Source organism: Paenibacillus shenyangensis (assembly GCF_000346635.1).
GTDB lineage: Bacteria > Bacillota > Bacilli > Paenibacillales > Paenibacillaceae > Saccharibacillus > Saccharibacillus dauci.
Genome location: NZ_AOIG01000015.1, coordinates 102,658 through 115,321, shown reverse-complemented (window position 1 = coordinate 115,321; position 12,664 = coordinate 102,658). Strand labels below are relative to the sequence as shown.

9 protein-coding genes are annotated in these 12,664 nt (G+C 46.7%); 2 read left to right on the top strand and 7 right to left on the bottom strand.

Annotated elements, in window-relative coordinates; translation table 11 throughout:
• Positions 1-96 precede the first annotated feature (96 nt).
• Positions 97-420 (top strand): putative quinol monooxygenase, encoded by a 324-nt coding sequence (locus tag H065_RS0112985; RefSeq protein ID WP_017813502.1) that lies wholly within the window; start codon positions 97-99, stop codon positions 418-420.
• Between the two features lie 218 nt (positions 421-638).
• On the opposite strand, the gene ptsP is transcribed toward H065_RS0112985, so the two are convergent.
• The 7 genes from ptsP to H065_RS0112950 all read right to left on the bottom strand — a co-directional run bounded on the left by ptsP (position 639) and on the right by H065_RS0112950 (position 10,575).
• Complete coding sequence (gene ptsP, locus H065_RS0112980) at positions 639-2,351, bottom strand: phosphoenolpyruvate--protein phosphotransferase (protein ID WP_017813501.1); 1,713 nt, start codon at positions 2,349-2,351, stop codon at positions 639-641.
• Positions 2,344-2,619: an HPr family phosphocarrier protein gene (locus H065_RS0112975; protein WP_017813500.1), complete on the bottom strand. Its 276-nt coding sequence runs from the start codon at positions 2,617-2,619 to the stop codon at positions 2,344-2,346. Before H065_RS0112975 ends, ptsP begins: the two co-directional genes overlap by 8 nt.
• A gap of 514 nt (positions 2,620-3,133) precedes the next feature.
• Positions 3,134-5,188: a glucose-specific PTS transporter subunit IIBC gene (gene ptsG / locus H065_RS0112970; RefSeq protein WP_026136207.1), complete on the bottom strand. Its 2,055-nt coding sequence runs from the start codon at positions 5,186-5,188 to the stop codon at positions 3,134-3,136.
• Between the two features lie 411 nt (positions 5,189-5,599).
• Positions 5,600-6,451, bottom strand: coding sequence for a glucose PTS transporter transcription antiterminator GlcT (gene glcT / locus H065_RS0112965; protein ID WP_017813498.1), 852 nt, complete (start codon positions 6,449-6,451; stop codon positions 5,600-5,602).
• 288 nt (positions 6,452-6,739) lie between these two features.
• Positions 6,740-8,344: a flotillin lipid rafts scaffold protein FloT gene (gene floT / locus H065_RS0112960; RefSeq protein ID WP_081604128.1), complete on the bottom strand. Its 1,605-nt coding sequence runs from the start codon at positions 8,342-8,344 to the stop codon at positions 6,740-6,742.
• 150 nt (positions 8,345-8,494) lie between these two features.
• Complete coding sequence (locus H065_RS0112955; RefSeq protein ID WP_017813496.1) at positions 8,495-9,037, bottom strand: NfeD family membrane protein; 543 nt, start codon at positions 9,035-9,037, stop codon at positions 8,495-8,497.
• 371 nt (positions 9,038-9,408) lie between these two features.
• Positions 9,409-10,575 carry an iron-containing alcohol dehydrogenase gene (locus H065_RS0112950; protein ID WP_017813495.1) on the bottom strand — a complete coding sequence of 389 codons (1,167 nt, stop codon included), beginning with the start codon at positions 10,573-10,575 and terminating at the stop codon, positions 9,409-9,411.
• Positions 10,576-11,191: 616 nt separating this feature from the next.
• On the opposite strand from H065_RS0112950, the gene H065_RS0112945 reads away from it, so the two are divergent.
• Positions 11,192-12,286 (top strand): alpha/beta hydrolase, encoded by a 1,095-nt coding sequence (locus H065_RS0112945; protein WP_017813494.1) that lies wholly within the window; start codon positions 11,192-11,194, stop codon positions 12,284-12,286.
• Positions 12,287-12,664: the final 378 nt, after the last annotated feature.

Genomic DNA, 12,664 nt, shown 5'->3' with positions numbered 1-12,664 from the left:
CCATATAATAAAATAAGCTAGACCTCCTGTTCTATGTTATCCAGCCCAATTATTTTCGCTAAATACCACCTATTACTTTACGAAAAGAGGGTTCTTATGAGCCGATTCGGATTGTTTGGCAAGTTTACAGTACAGGAAAATCAGCGCGATACCATGGTTCATATCCTGCTCGACGCTGCAGAATCCATGAACGATCTGCAAGAATGCGAAATCTACACGGTCAACATCACCGCAAACGAACCGAACTGTGTGTACGTCTATGAAGTATGGAGCAGCGAACAAGCCCACCAGGCATCCCTTCAACTGAAAGTCACGCAGACTCTAATCCAAAAAGCCAAACCCATTATTACCGGAATGGAAAGAATCAGCATCCTCCACCCTCTCGGTGGTAAAGGAATCATTCCAAAGAGCGACATTTAAGAATGGATATCTACCGCGACAGCGGTGATTCAAAAATATCCATTCTTAACCGGAGGCCACCGGAATGATCCTTTCCCGAAGCGAATCCCCTCATAACTCTTGTTCATCTTTGCACAAATAAAAAAGAAAAAAAGCTGATTTCCCGAATCATTTCAGGAAATCAGCTTAATGGGATTGTTGGAAAAAAGAATAACTAGACCGAAAACGGTATCCTGCAATTACGCCTGAATAGCGTTAACGAGTTCGACAACCTGCTCTGCTGTCTGCATATCGAGTGCTTTGGTAGCCAGCTCTTGCATTTCAGCTTTGGACAGTTTGGCGATTTGGCTGCGTGCAGGCAGAATCGAGCTTGCACTCATGCTGAACTCATCGAGTCCCAGACCGAGCAGCAATGGAATCGCTGTAGCGTCCCCTGCCATCTCGCCGCACATTCCAGCCCATTTGCCTTCTTTGTGCGCTGCATCGATAACCATTTTAACCAGACGCAGAATGGACGGGTTATATGGTTGATACAGATAGGATACACGTTCGTTCATACGGTCAGCTGCCATTGTGTACTGGATCAGATCGTTAGTACCGATACTGAAGAAGTCCACTTCTTTGGCAAACTGATCAGCCAGAACAGCTGTAGAAGGAATCTCAACCATGATGCCGAGTTGGATGTTATCCGATACAGATACACCTTCAGCAACCAGTTTTTCTTTCTCTTCCATCAGAACCGCTTTCGCTTCGCGGAATTCGCCCAGTGTAGCGATCATTGGGAACATAACGCGCAGTTCACCATATACGCTTGCACGAAGCAGCGCACGCAGTTGAGTGCGGAAAATATCCTGACGATCCAGACACAGACGAATTGCACGGAAACCGAGGAACGGATTCATTTCTTTTGGCAGAACCAGGTAAGGCAGTTCTTTGTCGCCACCGATATCCAGTGTACGAACAACTACAGGCTTGCCTGCCATTTTTTCGAGTACTGTTTTGTAAGCATTGAACTGAACATCCTCGGATGGCAGTTCGTCACGGCCCATGTACAGGAACTCGGTACGGTACAGACCCACTGCTTCGCCGCCGTTATCAAGAACGCCAGCTACATCGTTTGGTGTACCAATGTTGGCAGCCAGTTCGACGTGAACGCCGTCTTTGGATACCGTTGCTTCATCGCGCAGTTTGCGCCATTCTGCTACCTGAGCTTCATAAGCCTCACGTTTTGCACGGTATTCTGCCAGAGTCGCTTCATCCGGATTTACGATTACGTTACCTTCGAGACCATCGACGATAACCATGTCACCGTTTTGTACAACGTCCATAACTTCTTTTGTTCCTACTACTGCCGGGATCTCCAGGGAGCGTGCCATGATCGCAGAGTGGGAAGTACGTCCGCCAATGTTCGTTGTGAAGCCTTTTACATAGTTGCGGTCCAGCTGAGCTGTATCGGAAGGCGTCAGGTCTTCAGCAATGATGACCACTTCTTCACGAATTTCAGCAGGGCTTTGGAAATTAACGCCCATCAGATGGTTGATCACACGCTTCGTTACGTCGCGCATGTCCGCAGCACGTTCTTGAAGATAAGCACTCTTCATGTTCTCAAACATGGTTACAAACTGAGAAGCCACTTCGTTCAGTGCATATTCAGCATTGATCATATCGGAAGAGATTTTGTCTTTTACCGGATCGATCAATTCAGGGTCATTCAGAATGAGCAGGTGAGATTCGAAAATCTCTGCCTTTTTTGCTCCCATTTCTTGCAATGTGCGCTCTTTGATCGCCTCAAGTTCTACTTTGGATTGTGCCAAAGCAGAATCAAGTTTAGCCAGTTCCGCATCGGTATCACTTACTGAGCGTTTGGTGATTTCATACTCAGGATGTTCCAGACGGAATGCTTTGGCAATGGCGATGCCCGAAGACGCCGCAATTCCCAAAATATTAGCCATTGATTTCGCCTAGCCCTTCGTTAACCATTACGTCAGTCAGAGCTTGCAGAGCCGCTTCTTCTTCTGCACCAGTAGTGGACAGAACGATAGTGTCACCTTGCTCCAGACCCAGAGACAGAACACCCAGGATAGATTTCAGGGTTACTTTTTTACCTTTAGCTTCAGCGAAAGATTCTGTAGAAGCAAATTTGTTAGCAGCTGTTACCAGTGCAGTTGCTGGGCGTGCGTGGATACCATCTTCATCAACGATTTTAAATGTTTTTTCCATTATAAAGTCACTCGCTTTCTGTTATTAGTAGTATAGATGTGAATATCAAGCCATCCACTCTATTGTACAGCATTATAAACCATGATGCACGTTCTGGAAGAAAAAATTTCGACTTTTTTCAGCAAATCCTAGCAATTTGCGGCAAAATTTAGGCAAATTCATTTCTTTACCAAACAAATGCTCGTTTTTACCAAAATATGCTTTCATTTTATAATGATAGCAAACTATAGGCGAAGTTCCGAAGAACCGCCTATAGTTTGCTGTGGAACACATCCTGCATACATACACTTAATACTACTTAGACAGAAAACCCTGAGGTTAAGCAGCTTACCAAGCCTTATCAAGCTGATTCGTCAAATTTATGATTGTTTTTCTGGATGTTGGACTATTCAGTTGGATAATCAGCATTGGCTATCAAGTACTTAGTGCATTATAGAGCCTATGATCCGGCAAAAACATTGTCCTTAGACTGTATTTGCCGGATTGTATTATACAAGTTGTAAAGGAACTTCGATTACTTGAGGGTGATGATGTCGCCTTCTCCGCCTTTGACTGTTCCGGATTTTTTCAGCGTTACCGCTGCACCTTCCGGCAGATTGGAGAAGATCACTGGTGTAATGATAGATGGAGCATTTGCTTTTACATATTCCAGATCTACTTCAAGGATTGGCTGACCTGCCATAACATCGTCACCTTCGGCAACGAGAACAGTGAAGCCCTGGCCTTTCAGTTTGACGGTGTTCACGCCAACGTGTACCAGAATCTCTTTGCCTGCTTCGGACATGATACCGATCGCATGCTTGCTCGGGAATACGTTGAATACTTTACCGTTTACCGGAGAAGCGATAGTTCCGCTCGAAGGCAGGATCGCAAATCCGTCACCGGTCATTTTTTGCGAGAATACCGGATCCGGTACTTCACTGATATTCAGCAGCTCACCACTTGCCGGAGCAACGATTACTTCCTCCGTCATTACGTTAACCTGATTTTCAGCAGTTCCTTTGGCTGGTTCATTATCTACACTTGGAGGTGTGGCACGCGGTGTGCGTCCAGCGATAATGTCCTGCATTTGGGACTTGATCGTATCGGAACGTGTACCGAAGATTGCCTGAATATTGTTACCCACTTCCAGTACGCCGGAAGCGCCCAGGGATTTCAGACGGTCTTTGTTAACATTTTTCGGTTCTTTAACCTGGATACGCAGACGAGTGATACAAGCGTCCAGACTGGAGATGTTTTCCTGGCCGCCAAATGCGTCCAGAATCTTGCCAGGCAGTTCGTCTTGTGTTGCACTGCCACCAGAGCTGTTCTCCTCGGAAGCAACAGTGTCTTCGCGACCTGGTGTCTTGAGGTTGAACTTGCGAATAGCAAAACGGAAACCAAAGTAGTACACAACCGCCAGAATCAGACCGACGATGATAACGTCCCACCAAGGGGTACGGTTCGGAATAACACCGAACAGGATAAAGTCAATCAGACCACCGGAGAAAGTCATACCGATCTTAACGCCCAGAATCTGCATTGTCATGAAAGACAGACCTGCGAAGATTGCGTGAATACCGAACAGGATTGGAGCAACGAACAGGAATGAGAATTCCAGCGGCTCTGTAATACCTGTCAGGAAAGAAGTCAGTGCTGCAGAAGCCATGATACCTGCAACATATTTTTTGTGCTGTGGCTTGGATTCATGATAGATCGCCAGTGCTGCCGCAGGCAGACCGAACATCATGAACGGGAATTTACCAACCATGAATGTACCCGCTGTGAACGGTACACCGTCACGCAGCTGAGCCATAAAGATCTTCTGGTCACCACGTACCAGTTCGCCCGCTTTATTGACATATTCACCAAATTCAAACCAGAACGGTGAGTAGAAAATATGATGCAGACCGAAAGGAATCAGTGAACGCTCGATCACACCGAAGATAAATGCGGACAATGTAGGGTTCGCATCAACCATGTTGTGAGATACGTTGTTCAGCAGAGACTGAATCGGAGGCCATACCACGATCATAATCAGACCGAGGATCAGGGATGTTACAGCAGTCATAATTGGAACGAAACGTTTACCTGCAAAGAAGCCCAGGTAAGACGGCAGTTCGATCTTGAAGAAACGCTTGTACATGGATGCTGCCAGAATACCGACGATAATACCGCCGAATACACCGGTTTGCAGTGTAGGAATACCCAGTACGGAAGCCAGAGCAAAGTTGCCTGTACCCACATCCGCAGCTTTGATACCCATTGCTGTACCCATGGTTACGTTCATAATCAGATAACCGATAATTGCTGCCAGACCGGCAACGCCTTCTCCTCCTGCGAGACCGACGGCAACCCCGACGGCAAATAACAAGGATAGGTTATCAAATACGATTTGCCCGGAGTTCATCATTACTTCAGCAGTAATTTGAACCCACTTGGCATTCAGTGCAGGTATATACTGCAAAAAGTCCGGATTAACCAACAGGTTACCAATACCCAGCAGCAGACCTGCAGCTGGCAGAATTGCAACCGGAAGCATCAGTGCTCTACCAACTTTTTGCAAAACGCCGAACAGACGTCTAAACAATACAGCCACTTCCCCTCTTGAATATAATGTATGATTTTGAGTTGCAGTGCAGGCAGGATTCACTTCTTCAATGTGTATGACCCAAACATGTAATAATTTAAACCAATTCGTCTAATTTATTACAGAAATGGAACTTTCATGATTCCTCGACCTTACTGCGTTCAACAACCGCTTTGCGGATAGCATGCAAAAAAGGCATGAGCAAACAATGTACCTGTAACATAAAGCTATGCGTGCAGATAAGGATAGAATACGCCCTCTGCCATGCAGCTTCGCTACAAATACGTTGTTAACTCATGCCTGATCGAATCAGTAACACGTTATAACCGCTATTCGTTTGTTGATTACGTTCTGAATTATAGCACTCTCATTTTGAACATGCAAGCCTTTTCAACCAAAAAAATTGTAGACTTAATTTTCGGTTTCATTTTTCTCGACAAACCGCTGCAGATGCATCGTTAGATAGCTAACTTCTGCTCCATATACAGGGCGGCGCAGACGACGTTCCATCATTTTGGTGAGCTTCCAGGCGAGCGAATACACTTCCGGGTACTCGATTTTGAGCATCTCTTCCAGCCGGCGTGTCGCTGCTACCTTCTCGCCGCGGCGGATACGCTCAATGGCAAACCGCAGATGGGTCAGCAGCCGCGAATAATCAAGACTGTCACCAGTAATAGTAATATTCAGGCTGTCTTCTACTACTTTAACCATATCCGCAATCAAACGGGAATGCGCTTTGATCTGGGTAATATGCTGGTCCGTCAATGCGCTGTAAATATGCAGGGCAACAAAGCCGATCTCGTCTTCCTCCAGACTGACACCCAGTTTGTTTTTGATCATTTCCAGGGCATGTTCCGCCAATCGATACTCGGTCGGATACATTTCACGTGTCTCGTACAAAAAAGGATTCTGTACGGTCATACCCTGTTCGGCACGCTTGATGGCGAATGCGATATGATCGGTCAATGCAATATGAATATGCTCGTTGAGCGGAGTTTTGCTTTCTTTATTTATAAAGTGAATAATCTCGTTAATCACTTCAATGATCTGTTCATCAATCTGTGTAGCCAGCTGCTTGTACTGCTCCTGCTCCTGCTGATTGGTTAGAATAAACATTTTCTCGACGACGTTGAGTGGAATCTGATCGCGTGTCTTGCGGTTAAATCCGATTCCTTTGCCGATCACGACGACCTCTTCATACTGAGGATGATCTGCAATAATTACGTTATTATTCAGTACTTTAGCCACTTGTAGGCTGCTCACAGTTGCACCCCTTTTACTATCGCCTTATCCCGACTAAGTTATCAAAAAATAACAGGCTAGTCAACATAATCTGCACATTGCTCCGTTAGAGCGAAAAAGACGATGAAGCCTTTATTTATCCGGCTTCATCGTCTTTTGACCTATTTCATGAATATCCCTGCCGGATATCCAGAATCGTTGTACACAGATACACGTATTATACACTTACTACCTTACAGTTACAAACAATAAACCAGTATGCAAATGGCTGCTACTCTATATCATAAGAATATGAAGTATCGATTACTTTTATTCTTTATCTAGTGTTGCATCCGGGATGCGGTTGGTCGATTGGACATCCATAGTCGGTGCTGTCAGCTCCACCGGGTGAATATCGCCTGCTTCGATAGGCGCTGTATAAGCCTTATCGGAAAGTACAGGTTGACGGTCGGTAGAAGTGTTATTTTTGCCAGCGAATCCCTGAATCAGCTGCTCCAGATCAAGACCGGATACACTTTTCAGCATTTCAGGAGCAGTCGCCATCAGTTCAGTCACATAATTGCTGACTCTGGTCGCGCCTCCACCTTCTCCTTTGCCTGTATCGACGACAGTCAGCTTGTCAATGCTGCCAAGTGGTTCTGCGATCTTGCCTGCCAGTTCCGGCAGCATTTTGGCAACGATATCGAGAATAGCTGCTTGGCCATAATTTTCAAAAGCTTCAGCCAGTTTTTGCTTGGCTTCTGCTTCGGCGAGACCACGAAGACGGATGACTTCGGCTTCCGCCGTACCTTTGGCACGTTCGGCATCGGCTGTCGCCATACCCGCCAGACGCTGCTGCTCGGCAGATGCTTTGGCTTCGGTTTCGATAGAGTACTGTTTGGCTTCGGCTTCACGCATTTTGCGGGCTTTGTCTGCCTGCGCCGCCTGCTCGACAGCATAACGATCGGCTTCGGCTTTCTTTTTCACTTCGGCGTCGTATTGTTTCTCACGTACCGTAATTTCTTTTTCTTTCAGATCGATCTCGCGCTCTTTGCGGACGAGTTCGATTTTCATTTGTTCTTCGATCATGATCTGTTTGGCTTTGGCTTCCTGAATCTGATACGCCTGATCGGCTTCGGCGCGAGCCGTATCCTGATCTTTTTTGAAAGCGGCAATTTGCAGTTCTTTTTCTTTTTCTGCCTCGGCGATATGAGTATCGCGCAGCAGCTCGGCTTTTTGTCCTTCTTCTTCGGCACGGGCCTTCTGAATGCGTGAGTCGCGCAGCGCTTCGGCTTCAGCGATATCGGCATCCCGCTTCACGGCTGCAATTCGCGGTTTACCGAGGGATTCCAGATAACCATGCTTGTCGCGGATATCCTTGATCGTAAAGGAAACGATCTGCAGACCCATCTTTTTAAGATCACGGGCGGCAACACTCTGCACTTCCTGCGCAAAGCGGTCACGGTTGCGATACACTTCTTCTACAGTCATGGAACCCATAATCGAGCGCAGATGACCTTCCAGCACTTCCTGGGCTTCTCCCTGCAGCGCCTGGATCGGCTTGCCCATGAACTGCTCTGCTGCTGTTGCTACATCTTCGACAGAGCTGCCGATCTTGATAATGGCTACTCCGTCAGCAAGTACCGGTACACCCTGTTCGGTATACACTTCCGGTGTGGTGACATCCAGCTTGTGGGACAGCAAGGACAGAAACTCGGATTTCTGGAAAATCGGCCAGATAAATGCACCGCCGCCGCGTACGATCTTGATTTTGCGTCCGGCACCATCATCCGAGATGTTTTTGCTGCCGAGAAAAGAACCGGTCACGACCATTGCCTCATCTGTACTAACGGTTTTGTACCGTGCCCAGAATGTAATACCCAGTACGATCAGAACAACTACTACAATGGCAGGAATCAGAATCATTTCGTTCATTATTGTCATTGTATTCTCCCCTTTGAACATGTATTTAAAGCTAAATGGATAAGACTGCTTGTTTTATGATTACTACTTCCGTCACGTGCTTATTTCCAAATACGACCTGTTTGAGTCAGACATCGCTGGATTACAGCTGTATAGTTTTATTTATAGTGGTGCCGGATCTGCTGCCAGACCCTGTTCAAATTCCGCTACTGCCAAGACACCTGCCGACTCCTCTACAATGACGACACGGACACCTGCCGCGATAGGACAATGCTCAAAACTCGACGCGATATGTACCGTATTGCCACCTGCTACCTTGATCATGACTTCGCCATACCCTTTACCCGGTACAGGTATGGTCACTTCTCCAATTCGTCCGATCATCTCCCGAATCGAATAGGATGTGGATACTTCGCTGTTCTCCATCGGTTTGACATAGACGAAAAACACAAACAATGCTCCTGCAATAGCCGCCAGAATGGATAGTAATAACTCGACACCTATAGACATATCTGTATACCTGGCGAGCAAAATACCAGCTCCACCAAATACGGTAACCATACCTGCCAGCACAATCGGCTTGAACACGTCAACTCCAGGCAATTCCAATCCGCCCAGGACGTCACCCAGCAAGTCACCGAAAAGCAGGCTGAACAGCGCGTATACTGCTCCGATAATCAGACAAGTCCAATATAGCGTTTCCATAACTGCGGTCTCCTTTCCGTTTTTGTGACATAATCGCCGCATAGCCTTCAAGACCGGCTTTATTCAAAGCAAAAATACTGCTGGTTGGCGATATACCTTTATTTACGTATAAATACAGATGAGGTTGCATATTTTTACCTTTTAAGGAAATCAAATTACAAAAATTCGATTTTCCCTCTTCTATTCATCTCTCATTGCTACGCATATTCAGATGGTTCTATTCCTTTGGGATATGTCAAAAAAGCACAGCTTCCCATGATCCATAGGATCAAAGAAACTGTGCTTTTGAATACGAAATGTTATAGTCGGACTGATCTTACCATTACAGTTCGTTCATTAAATCTAATACTTCGGCTCCAAAACTCTCCTGCTTACAGGGACATACGATAGATTTCGCGTACATCGTCTGCCTGCAGTTTGGCAAAGTTACCAAAGGAAGGTCCGAACTTCAGTGTTTTCTCGACCATCAGGTCGATCTGACTGTCGTCGATATCGTAGTCGGCCAGACGGCTAGGTGCACCGATCGATGTCCAGAAATCACGCAGAGCCTGGATACCTGCTGCACCTACCTCTTCGTCGCTCTTGCCTGCAGGATCAACGTTGAATACGTTAACCGCCAGCTTCGCAAAACGGGCAGGGTCGACTTTGAGGTTATACTGCATCCAGTTCGGGAACAGGATCGACAGACCGCCACCATGAGGAATATCGTACACTGCGGATACCGCGTGCTCAATATTATGGGTTGCCCAGTCACCGGTTACGCCCATGCTCAGTACGCCGTTCAGCGCCATTGTACCGGAATACATAATAGTCGAACGCAGTTCATAGTTCTCCAGATCATTGATCAGCTGGGGAGCCGCTTCGATAACAGCACGCAGTACGGATTCGCAGGAGCCATCCTGTACCTGTGTATTTTGTTCCGGATGGAAGTACGTCTCCAGTACATGGGACATCATATCCACCATACCGTATACTGTCTGATCTTTAGGCAGGGAATACGTGAATTCCGGATCCAGGATCGAGAATGCCGGGAAGGAATACGCGCTGCCCCAGCCCAGTTTCTCTTGCGTGTCGCTGTTAGTGATAACAGAACCGGAGTTCATTTCGGAACCGGTTGCTGCCATTGTCAGTACCACGCCGAGTGGCAGTGCATCGGTTGCAGCCGCTTTACGTTCAATGATATCCCACATGTCGCCATCGTATTTGGCACCGACTACGATCGCTTTGGCGCAGTCGATAACGCTGCCGCCGCCGACAGCGAGTACCAGATCAATATTATTGGCTTTGCACAGTTCTACACCTTTGTGGACGGTAGTCAGACGCGGGTTAGGTTCTACGCCTGCCAGTTCGGTTACATTCGCACCGATCTCGCCCAGGTATTTGATTACCTGATCATACAGACCTGCACGCTTGATGCTACCGCCGCCGTATACCAGCAGTACATTCTTGCCGTATTTTGGCACTTCACGCTTCAATGTCTCCAATTGGCCTTTACCAAAAATCAGGCGTGTTGGATTATAAAATTCAAATGATTTCATCTGAAATAGCCTCCCTTACAGGATATAAGATTTAGGAAAACACATGAGAAACGACTCCCTTCTCATTCCTCGAATCAGAATGTTGATAGGAAGTGATAAGTAAGTTACGGTTTCTCACTACTTTACAAGTATACACTGTCATGGCATAAAAATAAAATCCGACGTGTCCTTTGCAGATTTAACCACAACAGACACCTGCCAAACGGGAGCTTCATAGCTTTTCAGCACGAATCGTTTATGGATACTGGATTAGCCAACTGTTCTGCTGACATCGGGATTATCTGTTCCCTGAATGATTGGCTTTATTCTATACGGCGATAGTTATGCGGATACTGATAATGAGATCAGAGCATAATAGTTGGTTCGATTTCATCCAAATAGATGAGGCAGAAATTCAACCAAGGGAAACAGCTCCACCCATAGATTGAATTTGGTCCATTTTACCTGCTAGGTAGTTAAAATTGCCTCTTCCGTGTCCAATATACGTGTAGAGGATTTACCAATTTCTACTTAAATCAGACTAATCTGTCTGCAGTCTCTCCTCTGACTTGTACTATCCATATCCTATTGATCTACTCCATCCGTTCACACTATTGAAGAAAGGATTACCCTACTTATGAAAACACCCCACTCTGAAGAGCACCACAAAAGCGGACATTCCTGGAAAAAGATCATTCTCCGCACTGCCGGTTCACTGGTCGGAGTCGTCGTCCTTCTGCTGGCAGCAGGATTTATTTATGAAAATGTGGCTTCTCGTCACTCCCAATCCGCTTATCCACCGCCGGGTAAAATGATCGACATTAATGGCTATCGCCTGCATGTCCATACCTATGGGAAAGGATCACCGACTATTCTGCTGGAGGCCGGCAGTGGAGAATCCAGTCTCTCCTGGCGGAAAATTCCGGAGCAGCTGGCAGCATCTACAGGAGCTACTGTCGTGACCTACGACCGGGCAGGTTACGCCTGGAGCGATACCAGTCCACTGCCTCGAACCGGGCAGAACATTGTCAAAGAACTGCATGCTGCTCTACAAAAAGCGGATATTCCGGGTCCATATCTGCTCGCCGGTCATTCTCTCGGTGGTATGTACTCCCGTTTATTCGCACAAACGTATCCGGATGAGATTGCGGGTATGGTATTGATCGATGCACGACCGGAAAATGATGCCGAGCGTACAGAAGAGATTTACAAGGAAGAACACGCAGGCAGTTCTACCCCTTCACCGTATATCTCGATTTTTCTGGATGAGATAGGTGCATTTCGACTATTCCCCAATTTTATGCTGACCGGGCGAGTCGAACCGGAAGATCGGCAGGATTTTATAAATGTGGTCGCTTCACCGAAATATTTTAAAGCTGTAGCTGAAGAAGGCAAGCTCGCCAGTACGACCGAAGATGCAATTCGTGGTCAGAAGCTCGGCAACCTGCCTGTGCGCATTATTGCCCGGGGACAGGAACAGGATCTCACCCGCTTTGGAATTAGTGAAGAAGCGAATAACAAGATTGAACTGAGCTGGCAGATTGGACAGCGCGAGATGCTCTCTATTTCGAATAACAGCAAGTTGATTATAGCCAAGCGAAGTGAACATATGATTATTCATGATCAGCCCAAGCTGGTGATCCGGGTTATCGAAGAACTGCTGACCGAGATTCGGCAGAAATCTCCCAGTGATGGTAAAAGTCCGAAGACTAACTCTTCTGCATCCTCCTGATCAACCTGTATACAGCCAAACAGATATGAGCTTGATTAACAAAAATAAAAGCAACAGAGCCAGGGTATCTATATCCCTGGCTCTGTTGCTCTGTTGCTCTGTTGCTCTGTTGCTCTGTTGCTCTGTTGCTCTGTTGCTCTGTTGCTCTGTTGCTCTGTTGCTCTGTTGCTCTGTTGCTCTGTTGCTCTGTTGCTCTGTTGCTCTGTTGCTCTGTTGCTCTGTTGCTCTGTTGCTCTGTTGCTCTGTTGCTCTGTTGCTCTGTTGCTCTGTTGCTCTGTTGCTCTGTTGCTCTGTTGCTCTGTTGCTCTGTTGCTCTGTTGCTCTGTTGCTCTGTTGCTCTGTTGCTCTGTTGCTCTGTTGCTCTGTTGCTCTGTTGCT

What these genes read in the sequence shown, in the direction of transcription:
- H065_RS0112950 (WP_017813495.1), bottom strand. Translation starts at nt 10,575, where the DNA reads ATGAAATCATTTGAATTTTATAATCCAACACGCCTGATTTTTGGTAAA.
- H065_RS0112985 (WP_017813502.1), top strand. Translation starts at nt 97, where the DNA reads ATGAGCCGATTCGGATTGTTTGGCAAGTTTACAGTACAGGAAAATCAG.
- H065_RS0112975 (WP_017813500.1), bottom strand. Translation starts at nt 2,619, where the DNA reads ATGGAAAAAACATTTAAAATCGTTGATGAAGATGGTATCCACGCACGC.
- floT (WP_081604128.1), bottom strand. Translation starts at nt 8,344, where the DNA reads ATGAACGAAATGATTCTGATTCCTGCCATTGTAGTAGTTGTTCTGATC.
- ptsP (WP_017813501.1), bottom strand. Translation starts at nt 2,351, where the DNA reads ATGGCTAATATTTTGGGAATTGCGGCGTCTTCGGGCATCGCCATTGCC.
- H065_RS0112945 (WP_017813494.1), top strand. Translation starts at nt 11,192, where the DNA reads ATGAAAACACCCCACTCTGAAGAGCACCACAAAAGCGGACATTCCTGG.
- H065_RS0112955 (WP_017813496.1), bottom strand. Translation starts at nt 9,037, where the DNA reads ATGGAAACGCTATATTGGACTTGTCTGATTATCGGAGCAGTATACGCG.